Here is a 19,816-nt window from a genome sequence, read left to right as displayed (position 1 = left end):
CGAGCGTGTTGCCGGCTCTTCAGCCACTGACATGGACTTTGGCAGGTCCCTCCACAGGGATGACCTATAACTGTTCTTGTTTTTCCTGTTGTCCGAGTTGATTCAGAGCTTCTTGGGCACGTTGGACAACGTGGTCCATTTCTAGCCGCATCAGGCGAATGTCCTCGAGCTGACGGTCCAGCTCCGAGCGTTTTTCGGCAATGATCTCAAGCAGGCGTTTGAGCTGGCGGGCATCCCCACCCGGCATGGCGTCATACATCAGCACCACTTCGCGTATTTCGGCCAATGAAAAGCCCAGGCGCTTTCCTCGCAGTGTGAGTTTCAGGCGCACACGGTCCTTGTCTCTATAAATGCGTTTCTGCCCCTGGCGCAGCGGCGACACCAGGCCTTCCTGTTCATAAAAGCGGATGGTGCGCGGTGTTACCTCGAACATCTTGGCCAACTCACCAATCGTGTAGGTGCGCTGATTGCCCTGCAGGCGGTCGCGGTCGAGAGCATCGTTCATGGTGAAGTGTCCTTGAGTCGGTGGCCTTCCCGGAACCGGACCTTTGGCTTCCGGGAAGGACTTGTCAGTGAAAACACTAGACGACGTTTACGTAAACGTAAAGTCGCTTTAGCATAACCATGTGAGTGAAGGGAGCATGAGTGAAAAATGATGTATCAGGCCATCACAGCCGCTGGTGGCAGAGTGTGCAAGAGCTACTGATGTCATAAGTACGACCATGGAGTGATATGGCATAAACCAAGCAAGTGCTAGGTTGGGCGTATCACACTGAAAGCGCATCATCTTTGCCTGAAGCTGGTGTCCATGAGGCTTCTATCAGTGCTGTCACTATTCATCAAAGAGGTTGAACCATGGATTTTACTCTGAGTGATGACCAGAAGGCGCTTGTTGCCGCAGCCGCGGACTTCGCCCGGGTCGAGCTTGCTGATCATGCTGCCGACTGGGACAAGGAGTCTCATTTCCCTCTTGATGTCATTCGCCGTGCAGGGGAGGCCGGCTTCCTCGGCATCTATACCCCTGAAGAACAAGGTGGCCTTGGTCTGTCCCGGCTTGATGCCTCGCTCATTTTTGAGCAGCTCTCTCAGGGCTGCATTGCTACCACGGCCTATCTGACCATTCACAATATGGTCACCTGGATGATCGCCAGTTGGGGAAGCGATAGCGTCAAGGAGAGATATTCAGAAGCGATGGTCAGCGGACAACTGCTGGGCTCATACTGCCTGACGGAGCCGGGCGCGGGATCAGATGCGGCCAACCTTCGTACCAGGGCGGAACGTGATGGTGACGATTATGTGTTGCACGGCGCCAAGATGTTCATATCGGGAGCCGGTTCCACGGAGGTGCTGGTGGTGATGGCACGCACCGGTGCAGCGGATAGCGGTGCCAGCGGCGTGTCTGCCTTTGTCGTCCCCGCCGATGCTGAGGGCATCAGCTACGGCAAGAAAGAAGAGAAGATGGGCTGGAAAAGCCAGCCCACCCGACTGATCAGTTTTGATGGAGTGCGTGTCCCTGCGGAATATCGACTAGGTGAGGAAGGCGAAGGCTTCAAGTTTGCCATGAAGGGGCTAGATGGCGGCCGACTCAATATCGCCAGTTGTTCCCTGGGCGCAGCCCAGCAGGCCCTGACCCTGGCACGCAACTATATGGGAGAGCGCAAGCAGTTTGGCAAGGAGCTATCGGCGTTTCAGGCGTTGCAGTTCAAGCTCGCTGACATGGCCACTGAATTGATGGCGGCTCGTCTGATGGTGCGTCAGGCTGCCTGGCGCCTGGACAACAAGGACCCTGAGGCGACCGCACATTGTGCGATGGCCAAGCGCTTCGCTACTGATGTGGGATTCCGGGTGTGCAATGAGGCGCTGCAACTGCATGGGGGCTATGGCTACATTTGCGAATATCCTCTGGAAAGGCTGGTTCGTGATACGCGAGTACATCAAATACTGGAAGGCACCAACGAAATCATGCGCCTGATTGTGGCTCGTCGTCTGCTGCAGGATGGAGTGATCGAGTCGCTGCAGTAACTGGGCATGTCAATGAACAAGGAGAATGTGATGACGGAACCTGTAGTCGTCTTCGAGGAACGCGCTACGGCGGATGGCGGACGTATTGGCCTGGCTACCCTGAATGCATCGCGAAGCCTCAATGCATTGAGCCTTGAAATGATTCAACTGCTCGATACCAGGTTGCGGCAGTGGGCAGAGGATCCAGCCATCCATGCCGTATGGTTGGATGGTGCAGGAGACAAGGCCTTTTGTGCGGGGGGAGATGTAGTCTCCCTGGTCAAGGCGCTCAAGCAGGAAGAGGACGAAGGCGGTGTACGAGGCCGTCATGCCCAGGAATATTTCACCCACGAATATCGTCTCGACTACCTCCTGCATACTTACCCGAAGCCTGTGCTGGTCTGGGCCGATGGCATCGTGATGGGAGGAGGCCTAGGCCTCACTGCCGGAGCCAATCATCGTCTGGTCACGGAAACGACTCGTGTCGCCATGCCGGAAATCACCATTGGCCTATATCCGGATATTGGTGCCAGTTGGTTTCTCAATCGCATGCTGCCAGGCATCGGTGCCTATCTGGGCCTGACTGGGGCCAACCTGAACGCCAGGGATGCCCTTGACTTGGGCCTGGCCGATCATTTCATCCCGAGAGAGCGCAAGGATGAGCTGCTTGCAGGCATTTGCGACAGCCATATGGTGGAAGGGAGTGAGAATAGTGCCGAAGCCGTCATCATGCGCAATGTCGCTGAGCTTGAGAGGCGGGATCAGGCGCCGTCGGCCCAGGTGCGTCCGTTGCTTGATCATCTGCAATCTCTGACGCGCAAGGCCCGGGTGGAGGATGCGATAGCGGCCATTCTGGAAGATGCCAATGAAGACGCTTGGCTGGCTGCCAACCGCAAGAGGCTGGCGGCAGGCTGCCCACTTTCGGCTCGGTTGGCCTGGGAAATGCTGGAACGCCACCGCCATGGTTCTCTGGCCGATGCTTTCCGCGATGAACTGGTGGCATCCATACAATGCAATGTGCTTGGTGATTTCGCCGAGGGGGTCAGAGCCCTGTTGATCGACAAGGATCAGTCCCCACGCTGGCGTCATCAGGATGTATCCAGCATTTCGGACGCAGACCTTGAGGCCATGTTCAGTCCTCCCTGGCATCAGCAGCCTGGACCACTGGACGATCTCTGATCCCGACCATGGCATTTCCATTTCAATCATGCCGCTTCTATACCAACAAAAAGAGCGGGTATAGCAACAAGGCGAGCTGGCAGAGATGTGCTGAAATCTTTTTTAGCGGCAATTTTTCCCTGCACAACCATTTCTTGCACAGACATTTTTTGCACATAACAACAGGAGTCACGCCATGAACATTGCTTTTATCGGGTTGGGCAACATGGGTATGCCGATGGCGAAGAATCTCGTCAAGGCCGGCCACAGTGTGCGTGTTTTCGATCTTGTCGACAGTGCGATGGCGGCACTCGAGTCCGAAGGTGCTGAGCGTGCCTCCAGTGCACTGGAGGCTGCCGGGGGTGCGGATGTAGTGATTTCCATGCTGCCTGCGGGCCAGCATGTGCGAGGCTTGTATCTGGGCCGCGGTGAGGCACCTGGTTTGCTTGATGACCTGGCTTCCCGCCCTTTGATCATCGACGCATCAACGATTTCTCCTCAGGATGCGCAGGCAGTGGGAAGCGCGGCAGCCGAGCGTGGTTTCACGTTTCTGGATGCGCCCGTTTCTGGTGGTATCGGGGGAGCGGAAGCTGGCACCTTGACGTTCATTGTTGGTGGCGACAGTGCGGGCTTTGAGCAGGCGCGCCCTGTACTCGAAGTCATGGGAAAGAACCTGTTTCATGCTGGGGCGGCAGGGAGTGGGCAGATTGCCAAGATATGCAACAACATGCTGCTCGGGATTCTGATGAGTGGTACGGCCGAGGCACTGGCGCTGGGGGTGCGCAATGGGCTTGACCCTGCGGTACTTTCGGAAATCATGAAACAGAGTAGTGGTGGCAACTGGGCATTGAATGTCTATAACCCTTGGCCGGGGGTGATGGAAGGGTCTGCTGCATCGCGGGAATATCAAGGTGGCTTCCTGACGGATCTGATGGCCAAGGATCTTGGTCTGGCATGGGAGCTGGCCTTGGCTTCCAAGGCGCCAGTGCCCATGGGTTCCGAAGCGCGCAATCTGTTTGCCCTGCACAGCGCCCAGGGATCTGGAGGGTTGGATTTCTCCAGTATCCAGAAGCTCTATCGCGCGAAAGACGAGTAGAAAATATCTCGAAGAAAGTCGTGGAGGGGGGTTGGCAACTCATCATAATTCGCCTACATTTTATAAAAATGTAGATATTTTGAGAGAGGCTGCCGTGAGTCAGATTACCCCTGTCACTTGGGAAGACCCGTTCCGTCTGGTGGACCAGCTCAGCGAAGAAGAGCGCATGGTTCACCAGACAGCTCATGATTATTGCCAGGAAAAGCTGTTACCTAGAGTGCTTGAAGCCAACCGTCACGAGCGTTTTGATCGTGAGATCATGAACGAGATGGGCGAGCTGGGATTGCTGGGTGTCACCATCGATGGCTATGGGTGTGCTGGCATGAACTATGTCAGCTATGGCCTGATTGCTCGTGAAGTGGAGCGTGTCGATTCCGGCTATCGCAGCGCCATGAGTGTACAGTCCAGCTTGGTCATGTATCCCATCCATGCTTTTGGTAGCGAGTCCCAGCGCGACAAGTACCTGCCTCGTCTGGCCAGTGGTGAGTGGGTCGGCTGCTTTGGTCTGACAGAACCGGACCACGGCTCGGATCCAGGCGGCATGGTCACGCGGGCGACTCGCACAGATGCTGGATGGCGCCTCAATGGCACCAAGACCTGGATCACCAATTCCCCCATTGCCGATGTCTTCGTGGTCTGGGCAAAGGATGATGAAGGCGTGATTCGTGGTTTCGTCCTTGAAAAGGGCATGCCAGGCCTGTCTGCTCCCAAGATCGAAGGCAAATTCAGTCTGCGTGCTTCCATCACTGGGCAGATTGCCATGCAGGATGTGGAAGTGTCAGATGATCAGCGTCTGCCTGGTGTACAAGGGCTCAAAGGACCTTTTTCCTGTCTCAATCGTGCACGTTATGGCATTAGCTGGGGCAGCATGGGTGCGGCGGAAGCCTGTTGGCATGCCGCTCGCAGCTACACCATGGAGCGTAAGCAATTTGGTCGCCCACTGGCAGCCAACCAGTTGATACAAAAGAAACTCGCTGACATGCAGACCGAAATCGCACTTGGTCTGCAGGCATCGCTGCGGGTAGGGCGGATGATCGACGAAGGGCAACTGGTTCCCGAGGCCATTTCACTGATCAAGCGCAACAACTGCGGCAAGGCGCTGGATATTGCCCGGGTTGCCCGGGACATGCACGGCGGCAATGGCATCAGCGATGAATACCATGTCATTCGTCATGTCATGAATCTCGAGGCGGTCAATACATACGAAGGTACTCACGACGTTCATGCATTGATTCTTGGTCGTGCTCAGACGGGTATTCAGGCCTTTACCGGCTGATGCTCCTTATCTGACCGAACCACGGAGACAACAACAGAATGACAAGCGACAGCATGGCGGCTAGCAAGCCTTTGTCCGGGGTGATGGTGCTGGATATGTCTCGCGTGCTGGCCGGCCCATGGGCCGGTCAACTCCTGGCCGACCTGGGGGCACGAGTGATCAAGATCGAGCATCCGATCCGGGGAGATGATACCCGCAGTTGGGGGCCTCCCTGGCACTTTGCTGCTGGCCGCGATGCCCAGGGCGAAACGCTGCGAGAAGCGGCCTATTTTCTGTGTGCCAACCGCGGCAAGCAGTCGTTGGCGGTGGACATGGCGTCCAGCGAAGGGCAGTCCTTGATACGTGATCTGGCCAAGCAGGCGGATATCGTGCTGGAGAACTTCAAGGTGGGCGGGCTCAAGCGATACGGCCTTGATGCCGAGAGCTTGAGAGCGCTGAATCCGGAGCTGATCGTATGTTCAATCACGGGTTTTGGTCAGTCCGGCCCCTATGCCCACCGAGCGGGTTATGACTTCATGATCCAGGCCATGGGAGGCCTGATGAGTCTCACTGGCGAAGCCGATGGCATGCCGATGAAGACTGGCGTGGCGATTACCGATGTGATGACAGGACTGTACGCGACCATTGGCGTACTGGCAGCGCTTCATCGCCGTCGCGAAACCGGGCAGGGCACTCACATCGATCTGGCACTGCTCGATGTACAGGTGGCGACATTGGCCAACCAGGCACTCAATACCCTGGTCAGTGGGAAAGCGCCTGCCCGTTACGGCAATGCCCACCCCAATATCGTGCCGTACCAGGCGTTTGCCTGTGCTGACGGGCACCTGGTGCTGACCGTCGGTAATGATGGACAGTTCTCTCGTCTGGCAGGGTTGCTTGGTCATCCAGAGTGGGCCGATGGCCCCTGGTCGACCAATGAAGGGCGGGTAGCTCACCGAGACGAATTGGTGGCCGAGGTCCAGAACGCGCTTATGCGAGATGAGCGTGATGCGTGGCTGGCAAAGTTCGAAGCGTTGGGGATTCCCGCAGGTCCCATTCATAAGCTCCCCGAGGTCTTTGCTGATCCTCAGGTATGTCATCGAGGCATGGCCAGGAACATAGACGGCGTTCCCCAGGTGGCCAATCCTCTTCGCTTCGATGGGGAAAGTGCCACGGGTGATCAGCCACCACCGGCTCTGGGGGAGCATAGTGACAGAGTGCTGACGGAAATGGGGCTATCGGCAGAGAACATTGCACGCTTGCGGGCCGAGGGTATTGTGCGCTGATGAGCCATGACATCGGCCAAAGCCCTTAGGTGAGGTGGTTATCCCAGCGCAATGGCAGTTTCGCCAGTTGCGTGAGTCCACCTTGTGCAGAAACCTGGTAGAACCCGCCATTTCCGGTAGTGACAATATATCCCCCCTGGCCATCACAGCGGGCGCCTGCGGCATCCGCCAGTTCGGGTGCCGCGATGATATCTCCACTTTGCTGGTCGAGCATGATGATACGCCCCCCTCGGGGAGCAGTGATCAAGGTGCTGCTGGAGGAGCCGCTCTGCGACTGGCTGACGGCTACGCTGGCAGTGTACTGGGCCAGCTTCGGCTGCAGCTCGCCGAGATCGAATTCGTGAAACTTGCCTTGAGGGTCAAGGTGAGCGACCAGTGGGTGGTGTGTTTCCCAGACCGGGCCTTCAAACTGATAGCCGACGATTACGCTGCCATTTGCTGCCACATCGAGGTGGCGAACGCTGAGCTGATGATGGGATGGCCTGTGGCGGGCTTGAATTTCGCCGCTGTGACGGTTCACCAACAGCAAGGCCGGGTCCATGTCTTCGAGGTTCAACTTGATACGGCCACTATCTGGATGTGTCCTTATCCCCCCGAGGGCCACAATCAGGGTATCACCATCTGGCATCAGCTTGAGTTCATGGGGGCCGATACCATCCAGCTCAATGTCATGGTGATGAGCATAGCCCGCATTGGCGTCGTAGACCCTTACCAGGCCCATGGCATCCTCAAGACGGTTGGCGGTCACGTAGAGCCAGCGTCCAGATGGGTCGAAAACGCCATGGCCATAGAAGTGGTATCCCGGGCCTGCATCGATGCTTTGCAGTTCGCGATGGTGGCGTGCATCAACAACGTGGAAGTGGCGGCCAGGGCGGCGTGCGAAGAGTACTGCCTGAGGCTGGTGAGGGTGCAGGCAGCCACCGTGGCAGCGCTCGGGGGCCGGCAGTAGAAAGTATTCGCTGCCGTCGCGGTGGATACCGGCCAGGTGGTGGTTCCCCTCGGGATCATCGACAGCGCTGAAGAACCATTGGCGCCGGTTTTCCTGATTGTCTAAAACCCGTTGTGCCGTTGCCAGGTTCGTCCCACCCAGGGCGAAGCCAGCCCCCAGGCTGCCAAGGCCTAGTTTAAAAAGACTCCGTTTTGCAAGACCCAGTTTGACAAGACCCAGCTTCAATAGCTTCCGGCGCTGTCTGTCCAATGCCACGATACCGCTCCTCAATCAATCGCCATCGCTGGAGTTGAACCCGCGCACTACCCCAAGGGCACTGGCGATCTGTTCGTTGAGCAGTTGGCGTAACTGAGCGACCTTCATATAGAGCGTGGTCAAGCCCGCCTGGGCATCGGCGTCTTCCAGCCCGCTGGCGATGCCGCCATCAAGTTCCTGTGCCTGCTTGATCGTCTTGTCGAGCTGGCTGTCGAAGGCTTGTGCAAGATCGCTGCGATCAATATTGTCGAGGCTCGCTATCAGGCCTGGTAGAAACCCTTCCTTCAGGCCCTGCAGGCTGGCCTCGATCAGGCTGATCGAAGCATCGCTGCGCCAGGCTTCTGCGCGATAGGCGTTGGCGGGGCTGCCCATCATCCCGATGGGACCGCCAAGGCGCTTGTCTTCAATGGTTTCCAGCGTCTGCATGGCAGCGTGAAGCGTGGCTTGCGTCATGCTGTCGGTAGACTGGTAGTAATCCCCGAAAGCCTCCCAATCTGTCACCAAAGCCGTGCTCGTCTCGTTCAGGTGAGTCGAGATAGCCTGGAGCAGGGCACAGGGTTGCTCCGCAGAGAGTGTCAAATCAGCCATTCCCTCGTCATACAGCAGGGCTTCCAATGCAGGAAACCCTTGCTCTGCGACACCCGCTCCATCGATGTCAGACTGGGAGACCTGCGTGTCCTGATGCAGTCGGGCCTTGATCCGGCTGCCAACCAGGTTCTTCTTGTCTGGCCAGAACTGCAGCTGCCAGGCACGGCTATTGACTTCGATGGGGCCGAAGTCGACAAAGCGTACGGCTTGCCAGGCGCGATAGGCAGAGAGCCAGTCCGAACGCAATTGGCTTTCGCTGTTTGCTTCTGGTGCAGAGCACAAGGCGGTGGCGTCTTCCTGCAATTGGTCGGTGGCCTCGGCCAGCCTGGTGTAGAGTGCACCAATATCCTGATACCACTGCTGGCGTGGAGTCACGGATGTATCGGCAGCCTGGGAAGATACCGAGAGTAGCGACAGACAAGCGATGCCGACGGCCCTAGGGCAGTTCAGGGAAATCATGCCGTTCATGGAAACCACGCCGTTCATGTAAATCACAGTGAATTCAGGAACTCGTTCAGCTGGGAGCGCTGTTCCGCGGAAAGATCACGATAGGCCAGGGTGCTGTCTTCAGCTTCGCCAGCGTGCCATAGAATGGCCTCTTCCAGGGTTCGCGCACGGCCGTCATGCAGAAATCCGGCACGCTCGTTGATACTTTGTGCCAGGCCGACTCCCCAGAGTGGGGGTGTGCGCCATTCTTGGCCATCGGCTTCATACTCGGGGCGGCCATCCGCTAGTGCCTCACCCATGTCATGCAGCAGCAGGTCGCTGTAGGGCCACAACGTCTGGTTGGCCATTTCCGGGCGGGGCGTCTTATCGGCCGTGGTCAGGCTGGGGCGGTGACAACTGCTGCAGCCAATGTCGTTGAAGAGCCTGGCACCGGCCTGTACAGCAGGATCATCCATGCCGCGCCGCTGAGGGACAGCCAGGCTCTGAGCATAGAAGGTCACGAAATTGGCGACCTTGTCGGACACTTCCGGGGTTCCGCCGCTGGCAAACTCATTGCAATCTTGCTCTGGCATGCAGTCCGTGGCAGGCGCCAGGCTGGAGGTCAGCCCCATGTCGCCGGCAAAGGCATGCAGGCTCTGCTGCTCGATGGTGGGTTCCCCGGCTTTCCAGCCGAAACGACCGAGTACCGTGCTTTCCTTGCGTGCATCCCAGACATGATTGGGGCGGCCGGAAATACCATCTCCGTCACTATCATCGGGATCCGCATACTCCAGGAGCTGTTCTTCCGGCACCACTTCGAGCAGACCCAGGCCAATCATCGGCGGGGCGACCCGAGGGGAGGTCAACATGTCTTCCGGCAGGGGGCCATAAGCGGGCTTTTCGATGCGATAGTCCGGCACCTGAAGTGATACTTCGGTGCCATCGGACAGCGTCACTTTTCTGTCGGAATAGCTGAGTACCATATCTGCTTCAGGCCTGGCTCCGGGAATCGCCGCCGTTTGCAACTGGCGTCCATAGTGGGGCACTGGCACCACACCGGTCATGCGCACGACTTCGCTATCCTCGTTGGTGGCTGGCATCGACAAGCGCAGGAAGAGTGAGACCGGGCGCTGGCCAGGTGCCGGTGGATGACCTCGCCCATCCTTGATATGGCATCCCTGGCAGCTGTTGGTGTTGATCAACGGGCCTAGCCCATCGCGTGCATCAGTGCTGGACGGTGCTACCACCCAAGGGTTGCGAAAGAAACTGTTGCCGACACTGAAGTCCAGGCGTCCGGTCATGGGCAGGTTTTTCAGTGGTAGTGAATAGGCGTTATGGTCGAATTGTTCGACCGAACCTTCGCCTCCACTCATGGGGGTGTCCTGAATGGAAGCGCTCAACACAGGAGAGGCCAGCGTGAATGTCATGCACAGCGGCAACACACCCAGTGTTGCCAGCTGTGAGGTAGTGATTCGGATCATCAGAAGCTGTGTCCTGCATCATCGGACTGCAGGTTGTCGACCCCAAGGTCGATGGCGGCTTTCTCAATGCTGCCTGTCTGGGTCACCAGTGCCAGGATGGCATTGTTGACCAAGGTGGCACCTTCCTCATTGCCCGGGGCGATCATCATGTCGAATGTCATGGGGTCGTCATTGGACTCTGCCCGGGACTTCAGCTCACCCAGTGCGCTCATTGATGCATCGATTTCCTGGCTCAACGTCGCGGACAGTTCAGGATCGCTCTGCTTGAGCAAGTCCTCCATGGAGGGGCCGTCAAAAGTGGTACCGTCCATGCGCTCGAAATGGCCGGTGTAGACATTCTGGATGCCCTGGCCATTGTAATAGTGAGAGTTGTGGGTGTTGTCGCTGAAACAGTCGTGTTCGTCCTCGTAGGAGTTGGCTTCCAGAGCAACCTTCATGCGCTCTCCTGCCAGTTCTCCCAGTGATAGCGACCCCATGCCGAACAGGATGCGCCGCAGGCCTTCCTGGGGCGGAGCGGCAAGCAATTCACTGCGATAGTTGACGTCATTACCTGGGGCCCACTGATCCACCATCCATTCCAGGTCAGAGACCAGCAGGTCGGTGGCGGCGTCGAGATAAGTACGGCGGCGATCGCAGTGGTCATTGGTGCAGGTATCGTCTTGCGCAAAGTCCGTGGCTTCGCGTTCTCCTGCACCAGGGTCATAGCCGTGGAGATCCTGCCCCCAGAGTAGAAATTCGATGGCGTGATACCCCGTGGCAACGTTGGCCTCGGAGCCTCCGACTTCATTCAGACTGGCCAGCAGCTCTGGCGTAAGCTCGGAAACATCCAGATCCTCGCCGCCCACGGTAATGCTTTCCGAGGCAATGATATTGGCGGTAGCGCCGGCATTGCCCAATTCGTGTTCGTAGCGGTCTTCGGCGACGTAGTCGATCAGGCCTTCATCCAGAGGCCAGGCATTGAGCTGGCCTTCCCAGTCGTCCACCACTGGGTTGCCGAAGCGGAACACCTCGCTTTGCTGATAGCTCACTCGAGCCTGGCGCCAGGCTTGACGGGCTGAGGCCAGTGCCTCAGGCGTGGGGGAGGCCAGCAGGGTATCGACGGCTTGATTGAGCTGCTTGGCACTCTTCAGCGCATCGGTGTAGGTGTTGTGTGCCAGATCAGCATAGTGAGAGACCACCTGCTGCGGTGTGACATCCCCACCTTCCGTGGCATTGGCCATGGCAGTGGTGGTGAAGGGGATGGAAAGTATGCAGGTTGCGACAAGTGCGGATAACGGGCGAGGAGCGAAATGCTGGGCCATGATGGAATCCTTGTTATTGATAAGCCGAGATGAAAATAGTAACGAGAGACAATCTCATTGCAAAGAGTAGACTACCTACCCTTGTCCCAGATCAGCACAATTGTTGCGGATTCCAAATTGGCCCGGCGGATCATCAATGGTTTCAGCGAGGCGAGACTCGGCGATTGATGCCTGTCTCTGCGATCATCCGGGTGGAGATTTCTTCCACCGAGAAGCGTGTCGTATCGATGAACGGAATATGCAGCTGACGATATAACGCTTCAGCCTGCGAAACTTCCTGCATGCACTGGTCCATGGAGCTGTAACGGCTGTTGGGGCGGCGTTCATGGCGGATGGCAGCCAAGCGGCGTGGGTCGATGGTCAGTCCGAACAGCTTGTGGCGATGTTTGGCCAATACGGGAGGCAGTTTCAGGGTGCCATCTTCATCCTGGTCATCTTCGGTCAGGGGGTAGTTGGCGGCTCGAATACCGAACTGCAAGGCCAGGTACAACGATGTCGGTGTCTTGCCGCAGCGGGATACACCAACAAGGATGACATCGGCCTGGTCGTACTGATGGGTTCGGGCCCCGTCATCGTTGTCGAGAGCGAAATGCACTGAGTGGATGCGATCCATGTAGGCGGCATCACTGGCAATGGCATGGGTGCGTCCGACACTGTAAGAGGAGTGAGTTTCCAGCTCTCTCTCCAGGGGCTCGAGGAAGGTCGAGAAGATATCGACCTTGAAGCCTGGTGCAGCCCGAATCACTTCACGAATCTTCTGGTCGACGATGGTATCGATGATGATGGGTTGGACACCATCACGCACGGCTGTGGCCTCAATGATGCCGACCAGAGAGTGCGCTTTTTCAATGGTGTCGATGTAGGGTTTGGTCAGTTTGCGAATCTCAACATTCTCGAACTGAGCCAGCAGACTACGGCCGAGGCTTTCGGCAGTGATGCCAGTACCATCGGAAATGAAGAAAGCAGTACGTGTCATGAGGGTGCTCTTTGCTCATTTTTGTAGTGGCCTGCCCAGACAGGCCATATGCCCGCATTGTCACCGCCAGAGCCGGCTGCGGCAAGTGACGGCATGTCAGGCAAAATACGTGAAACTACATAAATCCCGATAAATGCCCCGAGTGTTGTAAAAATCCTCCAGTGACTACGCCCCTATACTGATAGCGCTTGGTGGACAGCGCTGTTAGAGTCGCCTGCATCCAATTCATGATGCCTCGAGATGAACCTGAACGGGATGGATCCGAGGCACTGAATAGCCAAGAAAGGGGGCTAAGGTGGAAAAGTACATTCTGTGGTTCGATCAGTTGGGTATGAATGACGTCGAGCGCGTAGGCGGCAAGAATGCATCACTGGGTGAAATGATCTCCCATCTGTCAGGCGCAGGTGTGACAGTCCCCGGTGGTTTTGCCACTACGGCTGATGCCTATCGTGAGTTTCTTGCTCATGAAGGGCTCAACGATCGTATCAATGCTGAACTGGCTCGCCTGGATGTCGACGATGTCGCCGCTCTGGCAGAAGCAGGTGCCAAGATCCGTCAATGGATCATCGATACGCCACTCCCCCCGGCTTTCGAGTCTGCGCTGGGTGAAGCCTATGAGCTCATGCTCAGCAAGCACCCGAACCTCAAGGTCGCTGTGCGCAGCTCTGCTACCGCAGAAGACCTTCCGGATGCTTCCTTTGCGGGTCAGCAGGAGACCTTCCTCAACATTGAAGGCTACGACAACATCAAGCGTGCCGTGCACGAGGTGTTTGCTTCCCTGTTCAATGATCGTGCCATTTCCTACCGTGTCCACCGCGGTTACGCGCATGAGAACGTAGCGCTGTCCGCCGGTGTACAGAAGATGGTGCGTTCCGAGACGGGCGCCAGTGGCGTCATGTTCACCCTGGATACTGAATCAGGTTTCCGCGAGGCTGTTTTCGTCACTGCTTCCTGGGGACTGGGTGAGACAGTGGTTCAGGGGGCGGTCAACCCCGATGAGTTTTACGTGCATAAGCCGACGCTGGCTGCAGGACGCCCAGCAGTTCTGCGCCGCAACCTTGGTTCCAAGCTGATCAAGATGATCTATACCGAGGACGCCAGTGCGGGAAAATCCGTTGCCACGGTGGATGTTCCTCTCGCTGATCGAGGTGTGTTCTCGATCAATGATGAGCAGGTCATGGCATTGGCGCGCCAGGCCGTCATCATCGAGCAGCACTATGGTCGCCCGATGGATATCGAGTGGGCGCTGGACGGCGATGATAACGAGCTGTACATCGTTCAGGCTCGCCCTGAGACCGTGGTTTCCCAGCAGGAAGGTGGCTCTCTGGAGCGTTTCCAGCTCAAGGAAAAGGGTCGCACTTTGGTCAATGGTCGTGCCATCGGCCAGCGTATCGGCCAAGGGACGGTCAAGGTGATCATGTCCCCCGACGAGATGGATAAAGTGCAGGCTGGGGATGTGCTGGTCACCGACATGACCGATCCGGACTGGGAGCCGATCATGAAGCGGGCTTCCGCCATCGTCACCAATCGTGGTGGACGTACCTGCCACGCTGCCATCATCGCCCGGGAGCTGGGTATTCCCGCTGTCGTGGGATGTGGTGATGCGACTGACGTTCTCTCCGATGGTCGTGATGTCACGGTTTCCTGTGCTGAAGGCGATACAGGCCATGTCTACGACGGCCTGCTGGCGTTCGATCGCAATGTGACCAGTGTCAATGCGATGCCTGACATTCCGTTCAAGATCATGATGAACGTGGGTAACCCCGATCGGGCCTTCAGTTTTGCATCGCTGCCTAATTCCGGCGTTGGTCTGGCGCGCCTGGAGTTCATCATCAACCGGATGATCGGCGTTCACCCCAAGGCGCTGCTCGACTATGCGACCTTGCCTGCTGAACTGCAGCAGACCATTGATCTTCGCGTAGCTGGTTATGCCGACCCAGTCAGCTTTTATGTCGACAAGCTGGTCGAGGGTATTTCCACATTGGCAGCTGCCTTCTATCCGCAGCGTGTCATCGTGCGTATGTCGGACTTCAAGTCCAACGAGTACGAGAACTTGATTGGCGGCAAGCTCTATGAGCCGGGCGAAGAGAACCCTATGCTGGGCTTCCGCGGTGCCTCCCGCTACATCTCCGAGAGCTTCCGGCCTTGCTTCGAGCTCGAATGTCAGGCCATGAAGCGTGTGCGTGACGAAATGGGTCTGGACAATGTCGAACTGATGGTACCCTTCGTTCGTACTACCGATGAGGCCCGGGAAGTTGTCGAGCTGCTGGCTGCCAATGGTCTCAAGCGTGGCGAGAATGGCCTCAAGGTCATCATGATGTGCGAGTTGCCGGCCAACGCTCTGCTGGCGGATGAGTTCCTCGAGTATTTCGATGGTTTCTCTATCGGCTCCAACGACCTGACTCAGCTGACTCTGGGACTTGATCGTGATTCAGGCATTGTTGCCCACCTGTTTGACGAGCGTAATCCAGCTGTCAAGAAACTGCTGGCCATGGCCATCCAGGCCTGCAAGGCCAAGGGCAAGTACGTGGGTATCTGTGGCCAAGGGCCGTCAGATCACCCTGAGCTGGCCAAATGGCTGATGGAGCAGGGAATCGACTCGGTCTCTCTGAATCCGGACGCCGTATTGGAAACCTGGTTCATGCTGGCAGGCGAGAGCCTGTCCTGAGCCTGAGGGTTTCTCTGCTACACCATTACTCTTCAAGCCCAACGCCGCAGCAACGCTGCGGCGTTGATGTTTTTGACGGACTAGATGTTTTTGACTGGCTAGATGTTTTTGGCTGCCTGATACGCAACTGTCGCTGATCGACTACAGTGGTGCAAATGTCAGGGAGTCTGGTGCAGACAGGCTGCTTAATTGCATCCAATGGGTAAACTGGTGCTATTTAGCAAGCCCATGGAGGACCTTGTAATGAATAAGCTGCAAGTTGCCACGTGCCAGGGCAAGAAGCATCACAGCAGAATCCTGGCAACTGTGCTGGCTACTATGCTGATATTTCCCACTGGCATGGTGTGGGCAGATTCCTGGAAGGATGAGTCTAGATACGACCGTTACTACGATCACCATGACGAAGATCGTGATGATGACTATTGGGAAGCCCGAGAAGACTATCTGGAAGCTCGCGAAGAGTACCAGGAGGCCCGCGAAGAGTATCTCGAAGAACGTCGTGGTGATGATAGGTACGAGTATCATGAACGTTACGACCGGGATCGCTATGATGATTTTGACCGTGAAGGGCTGGGCTACAATAGTCGTGAAATAGATAATATTGCCAATCAGGTGATCAATGAGGTCGCTCGCCAACTGCTCAACTGATGTCCTCGACATTAGCAGAAGAAGCAGTGGGCACCGATTATCCGGGGCCTATATGCAAGCCCTGTAGCGAGAGGAAAATACCATGTGCCGAGACAATGATATGCCGCTGAACAACAGGGTTTCAGGTGTCTGGAAGCCGGCGCTTCTGGTACTTGCACTGGCGACGTTCAGTGCCACGGCTGTTGCCGGTAATAATGGTCAGGGCCATGGTAATAATCAGGGCCATGGCCCTGACAAGGTCCAGCAACAAGGTCATGGTGGTGGCCAGGGTAATCATGGTCCAGAAAAGTTTCAGGACAAGGGGCATAGTGTTGACTCATCCTATCGCCATGACAGCAACCGGCCTGATTCAGACTTCGATCGCGATCATCGTGATTTCGATCATGATCGTGACTATAGCCATGATCGAAACTACAGCCATGACCGTGACTTCGATTTCGATGATAGTCATATTCGCAGTATCTTCCATGATCACAGCGACTGGCATGCTGGCAACTATCAGGCACTTCCACCTGGCATTCGCCAGAACCTTCAGCGTGGCAAGCCGCTGCCTCCAGGAATTGCCAAGCAGCGTTTTGATAACCGTTTCTATGACGTGTTGCCTCGTTACGATGGATATGAGTGGCTCCAGATCGGTACGGCAGCGGTACTGATCAATGCTGCCAATGACGTGGTAGAGCATATTATCTGGGATATCTTCGACTGATTCTGGTCATGTGTATCCATTTGGCCTGTTTCTGACTGCTTCAGGTCAGCGTCAAGATAACGCCCTCAAGTGTTCAAGTGCACTTGAGGGCGTTGTTTTGTGCATCTATGCTCATTGATGTTGCCAATGTCTGTCTCAGCCGCTTCAATGGAGGTCCCGGCAGCGACATAAAAGCGACATGCCCAAGATCTACCATTTCAACCTGTCATATGGATGACTGGCAGTGGTATGGGTTCAACAGGATGTTAAAAACTCAGGAGGGTGTTATGGGAATTTTTTCGTGGATCATATTGGGGCTAATTGCCGGCATACTGGCGAAATGGATCATGCCGGGTAAGGACCCTGGTGGCTTTATTGTCACGACATTGATTGGTATTGCCGGTGCGTTCGTGGGTGGCTTTCTGGGCTCTCTCGTTGGTATTGGTGGTCCCGTCAGCGAAATCAGCATTGGTAGCATCATTACGGCGGTGATTGGCGCTTTGGTGTTGCTTTTCATCTATCGCAAAGTCAAGGGGTAACAGCTTCTCGTGCTGCTATCCTGTTCAGCATTGTTGGTATAAATGGCATATTTGCTGGTAATGGGCAGCGTCATGCTGTCCATTGTCGTTTGTCTGGGGTGGGCCGCATGGGCATTAGGTCGCTGGTGCATTCAGCGGCTGACGCCGGCTCACACTCCCAGGACGGCAAAATCTCGAGTGTCACCACCAAAAAAGGTCACGCCCAAGCCAAGGGCGTCGGCTGCAAAGCGCACTTCTTCAACGGCCAAGCCTGTGCGGGGATCAGCCAAGTCTTCCGACAAGGCCAAGCCGATCAAGGTTGAGAAAGCCCCACTTGCACCGCCCAATCTGTTGACTCGTTTTCTGGCCAAATGTCGTTCGACATTACCACTGGGGCTATTTGCCCTGTTTCTCTTCGGAGTTATCAAGCTGGCACAGATAGGCATGCAAGCCCGCTCTGAGGATGTGCCGGCGGGTTATCATCAACTGGTGACAGTAGTGGGATGGGCTGCTGTCATATTGCTGGTGCTGGCAGCGCTGTCCTTTCTCGCTCTATGGCGGGTTTCACGATACGAACAAAAGGAACTGTGATGACCCCTGACAATATCTTTTCGCGCCAACGGCTCGCACGAGCCATTGCATTCAGTACTTGTGCGGGCATGACGCTCTGGCTGAGCGGTGTGGCTGTGGCCCAGGATGGGTTCCACTACAGCGCTCCGGCTGTAGCCCCTGAGTCTGGCTCTGGTTATGAAGAAAAGCCGGGGTGGACAACATCGACCTTTGCCGTGGCTGCGGCGAACCCATTGGCGACTGATGCCGGTTATCAGGTGCTGAAGGCGGGTGGTTCGGCGATCGATGCTGCCATTGCAGTGCAAATGGTGCTTACCCTGGTGGAACCTCAATCCAGTGGCATCGGGGGCGGTGCTTTCCTGATGCTGTTCGATGGCGACCAGGTGCATGCCTACGATGGTCGTGAAAAGGCGCCCATGGGCGCCGGGGAAGACCTGTTCCTCGATCAGGAAGGTAATCCGCTGGATTTCACGGCGGCAGTGGAAAGTGGTCGCGCAGTGGGAGTGCCGGGTACCATCAAGATGCTGGAGGCTGCCCATCAGGCTTATGGCAAGCTCGCCTGGAAGGATCTGTTTGAACCTGCGATCACGCTGGCAACCGAAGGTTTCCCGGTTAGCCCCCGGTTATATCAGAGCCTGGTATCGACTCCATCGTTGGCCGAAGATGCCATTGCCCGGCATTACTATTTCGATGATGCCGGTAACCCGCTGGCAGCGGGCACTGTCCTGAAGAACCCCGCTCTGGCCGAGATACTGACACGCATCAGTGAAGAAGGCAGTGCCGCTTTTTACCAGGGAGACATCGCCGAAGACCTGGTTGCCAGGGTTCAAGGGCATGAATCCCCCGGTAGCATGACCCTGGATGACCTGTCTTCCTACGAGGCAGTAGAGCGAGATGCGTTGTGCACGCCATGGCGCGAGTACAAAGTGTGCGGTTTTCCTCCACCTTCCTCTGGCCACCTGACTATGATGCAGACGCTGGGCATCATGGCTGCACTGCCTGAAGTCGAAGTGCCGGTGCATGATGGGGTGCCTACTGTGGATTGGCTGCATCCTTTCCTGGAAGCGTCTCGTCTGGCCTTTGCCGATCGTGGTCGATACATCGGTGATCCGGATTTCGTCGAGGCTCCTGGTGGCGACTGGAATACCATGCTGGCGCCAGATTACCTGGCCAGTCGTGCCGCTCTTGTCTCGGAACAGAGCATGGGCAGTGGAGGAGCCAAACCAGGTAATCCTGGAGAAGTGCAGACGGCCTGGGCATCCCAGCCGAATCAGCCAGAACATGGTACCAGCCATATCAGCATCATCGATGCAGATGGTCAGGCCATCGCCATGACAACGACCATCGAGCAGGCCTTTGGGTCGCGCATCATGGCCAATGGCGGCAGTGAACTGGCGGGAGGCTATCTGCTCAACAATGAGATGACGGACTTTTCCTTCACCGCGCAGGATGAGCAAGGCAACCCCATTGCCAATCGTGTGGAGCCTGGCAAGCGACCCCGCTCAAGCATGAGTCCAACTCTGGTGTTTGATAACGCCAGCGGTGACCTGGTCGCTAGTCTGGGCTCTCCCGGTGGAGCCGCCATTATCCACTACACTGGCGAGGCCATGGACGCCATGCTGCATTGGGGGCTGTCGCCACAGGAGGCCTTGAATCTGCCGCATGCGGTGACTCTTGGAGATAAAGTGTATCTGGAGGAAGGGCGCTTCCCGCAATCCACCATCAATGACCTCGAGGGTTTGGGGCATGACGTCGAGACCCAGGAGCTGGTGAGTGGTCTGCAGGCATTGCGGGTCACGGAGGAAGGTATCCAGGGTGGTGCCGATCCTCGTCGTGAGGGTATCGTGATGGGGGACTGATATCGTCGGCGAGAGCGTTCGTGTTGAATGGAAAAGCGCCATCTCTTGTCACGGGATGGCGCTTTTTCGATGGAAGGTTTCGACAAGCAAGATGTC

17 protein-coding genes are annotated in these 19,816 nt (G+C 56.7%); 11 read left to right on the top strand and 6 right to left on the bottom strand.

Annotation, left to right across the window (positions count from 1 at the left end; all coding sequences use genetic code 11):
• Positions 1–64: 64 nt before the first annotated feature.
• Positions 65–505, bottom strand: a complete 441-nt coding sequence (locus E4T21_RS10940; protein ID WP_149285014.1) for a MerR family transcriptional regulator — start codon at positions 503–505, stop codon at positions 65–67.
• Positions 506–855: 350 nt separating this feature from the next.
• Here E4T21_RS10940 and E4T21_RS10935 point away from each other — a divergent pair, with 350 nt between their 5' ends.
• From E4T21_RS10935 to E4T21_RS10915, 5 genes are all read left to right on the top strand, one after another.
• Positions 856–2,022 carry an acyl-CoA dehydrogenase family protein gene (locus tag E4T21_RS10935; protein WP_149285013.1) on the top strand — a complete coding sequence of 389 codons (1,167 nt, stop codon included), beginning with the start codon at positions 856–858 and terminating at the stop codon, positions 2,020–2,022.
• Positions 2,023–2,052: 30 nt separating this feature from the next.
• Complete coding sequence (locus E4T21_RS10930; protein WP_149285012.1) at positions 2,053–3,180, top strand: enoyl-CoA hydratase/isomerase family protein; 1,128 nt, start codon at positions 2,053–2,055, stop codon at positions 3,178–3,180.
• A 175-nt stretch (positions 3,181–3,355) separates the two neighbouring features.
• Positions 3,356–4,255 carry a 3-hydroxyisobutyrate dehydrogenase gene (mmsB, locus tag E4T21_RS10925; RefSeq protein WP_149285011.1) on the top strand — a complete coding sequence of 300 codons (900 nt, stop codon included), beginning with the start codon at positions 3,356–3,358 and terminating at the stop codon, positions 4,253–4,255.
• 94 nt (positions 4,256–4,349) lie between these two features.
• Positions 4,350–5,531 (top strand): acyl-CoA dehydrogenase, encoded by a 1,182-nt coding sequence (locus tag E4T21_RS10920; protein ID WP_149285010.1) that lies wholly within the window; start codon positions 4,350–4,352, stop codon positions 5,529–5,531.
• A gap of 38 nt (positions 5,532–5,569) precedes the next feature.
• Positions 5,570–6,796: a CaiB/BaiF CoA transferase family protein gene (locus E4T21_RS10915; protein ID WP_149285009.1), complete on the top strand. Its 1,227-nt coding sequence runs from the start codon at positions 5,570–5,572 to the stop codon at positions 6,794–6,796.
• A 25-nt stretch (positions 6,797–6,821) separates the two neighbouring features.
• On the opposite strand, the gene E4T21_RS10910 is transcribed toward E4T21_RS10915, so the two are convergent.
• The 5 genes from E4T21_RS10910 to ppsR all read right to left on the bottom strand — a co-directional run bounded on the left by E4T21_RS10910 (position 6,822) and on the right by ppsR (position 12,772).
• Positions 6,822–8,000, bottom strand: coding sequence for a DUF1513 domain-containing protein (locus E4T21_RS10910; protein WP_240349100.1), 1,179 nt, complete (start codon positions 7,998–8,000; stop codon positions 6,822–6,824).
• Positions 8,001–8,015: 15 nt separating this feature from the next.
• Positions 8,016–9,074, bottom strand: a complete 1,059-nt coding sequence (locus E4T21_RS10905; RefSeq protein WP_240349099.1) for an imelysin family protein — start codon at positions 9,072–9,074, stop codon at positions 8,016–8,018.
• Positions 9,075–9,079: 5 nt separating this feature from the next.
• Positions 9,080–10,495: a di-heme oxidoreductase family protein gene (locus E4T21_RS10900; RefSeq protein WP_205423379.1), complete on the bottom strand. Its 1,416-nt coding sequence runs from the start codon at positions 10,493–10,495 to the stop codon at positions 9,080–9,082.
• Complete coding sequence (locus E4T21_RS10895) at positions 10,495–11,796, bottom strand: imelysin family protein (RefSeq protein WP_149285008.1); 1,302 nt, start codon at positions 11,794–11,796, stop codon at positions 10,495–10,497. Before E4T21_RS10895 ends, E4T21_RS10900 begins: the two co-directional genes overlap by 1 nt.
• 142 nt (positions 11,797–11,938) lie before the next feature.
• Positions 11,939–12,772, bottom strand: a complete 834-nt coding sequence (gene ppsR / locus E4T21_RS10890; RefSeq protein ID WP_149285007.1) for a posphoenolpyruvate synthetase regulatory kinase/phosphorylase PpsR — start codon at positions 12,770–12,772, stop codon at positions 11,939–11,941.
• Positions 12,773–13,067: 295 nt separating this feature from the next.
• Between ppsR and ppsA the strand changes: the two genes are divergently transcribed.
• From ppsA to ggt, 6 genes are all read left to right on the top strand, one after another.
• A complete protein-coding gene (gene ppsA / locus E4T21_RS10885; protein ID WP_149285006.1) occupies positions 13,068–15,440 on the top strand; it encodes a phosphoenolpyruvate synthase in 2,373 nt (790 codons plus the stop codon).
• A 243-nt stretch (positions 15,441–15,683) separates the two neighbouring features.
• Positions 15,684–16,088 (top strand): hypothetical protein, encoded by a 405-nt coding sequence (locus E4T21_RS10880; protein ID WP_149285005.1) that lies wholly within the window; start codon positions 15,684–15,686, stop codon positions 16,086–16,088.
• Positions 16,089–16,170: 82 nt separating this feature from the next.
• Positions 16,171–16,794, top strand: coding sequence for an anti-virulence regulator CigR family protein (locus tag E4T21_RS10875; protein ID WP_149285004.1), 624 nt, complete (start codon positions 16,171–16,173; stop codon positions 16,792–16,794).
• A 266-nt stretch (positions 16,795–17,060) separates the two neighbouring features.
• A complete protein-coding gene (locus E4T21_RS10870; RefSeq protein WP_149285003.1) occupies positions 17,061–17,312 on the top strand; it encodes a GlsB/YeaQ/YmgE family stress response membrane protein in 252 nt (83 codons plus the stop codon).
• 177 nt (positions 17,313–17,489) lie between these two features.
• A complete protein-coding gene (locus E4T21_RS10865) occupies positions 17,490–17,882 on the top strand; it encodes a hypothetical protein (protein ID WP_149285002.1) in 393 nt (130 codons plus the stop codon).
• Entirely contained in the window at positions 17,882–19,720 is a 1,839-nt protein-coding gene (gene ggt, locus E4T21_RS10860) for a gamma-glutamyltransferase (RefSeq protein WP_149285001.1), read from the top strand. Before E4T21_RS10865 ends, ggt begins: the two co-directional genes overlap by 1 nt.
• The last annotated feature ends 96 nt before the right edge of the window (positions 19,721–19,816 follow it).

The organism is Halomonas binhaiensis, assembly GCF_008329985.2.
Classification (GTDB): domain Bacteria; phylum Pseudomonadota; class Gammaproteobacteria; order Pseudomonadales; family Halomonadaceae; genus Halomonas; species Halomonas binhaiensis.
Note: the sequence above shows the minus strand (reverse complement) of the source record. Positions and strands in the feature narration are given on the sequence as shown.

Bases quoted from the DNA above. Each gene is read 5' to 3' on its own strand.
- E4T21_RS10895 (WP_149285008.1), bottom strand. From the start codon at position 11,796: ATGGCCCAGCATTTCGCTCCTCGCCCGTTATCCGCACTTGTCGCAACC.
- E4T21_RS10940 (WP_149285014.1), bottom strand. From the start codon at position 505: ATGAACGATGCTCTCGACCGCGACCGCCTGCAGGGCAATCAGCGCACC.
- E4T21_RS10905 (WP_240349099.1), bottom strand. From the start codon at position 9,074: ATGAACGGCGTGGTTTCCATGAACGGCATGATTTCCCTGAACTGCCCT.
- E4T21_RS10880 (WP_149285005.1), top strand. From the start codon at position 15,684: ATGAATAAGCTGCAAGTTGCCACGTGCCAGGGCAAGAAGCATCACAGC.
- mmsB (WP_149285011.1), top strand. From the start codon at position 3,356: ATGAACATTGCTTTTATCGGGTTGGGCAACATGGGTATGCCGATGGCG.
- E4T21_RS10875 (WP_149285004.1), top strand. From the start codon at position 16,171: ATGTGCCGAGACAATGATATGCCGCTGAACAACAGGGTTTCAGGTGTC.
- E4T21_RS10935 (WP_149285013.1), top strand. From the start codon at position 856: ATGGATTTTACTCTGAGTGATGACCAGAAGGCGCTTGTTGCCGCAGCC.
- ppsR (WP_149285007.1), bottom strand. From the start codon at position 12,772: ATGACACGTACTGCTTTCTTCATTTCCGATGGTACTGGCATCACTGCC.
- ggt (WP_149285001.1), top strand. From the start codon at position 17,882: ATGACCCCTGACAATATCTTTTCGCGCCAACGGCTCGCACGAGCCATT.
- E4T21_RS10915 (WP_149285009.1), top strand. From the start codon at position 5,570: ATGACAAGCGACAGCATGGCGGCTAGCAAGCCTTTGTCCGGGGTGATG.
- E4T21_RS10900 (WP_205423379.1), bottom strand. From the start codon at position 10,495: ATGATCCGAATCACTACCTCACAGCTGGCAACACTGGGTGTGTTGCCG.
- E4T21_RS10870 (WP_149285003.1), top strand. From the start codon at position 17,061: ATGGGAATTTTTTCGTGGATCATATTGGGGCTAATTGCCGGCATACTG.
- E4T21_RS10930 (WP_149285012.1), top strand. From the start codon at position 2,053: ATGACGGAACCTGTAGTCGTCTTCGAGGAACGCGCTACGGCGGATGGC.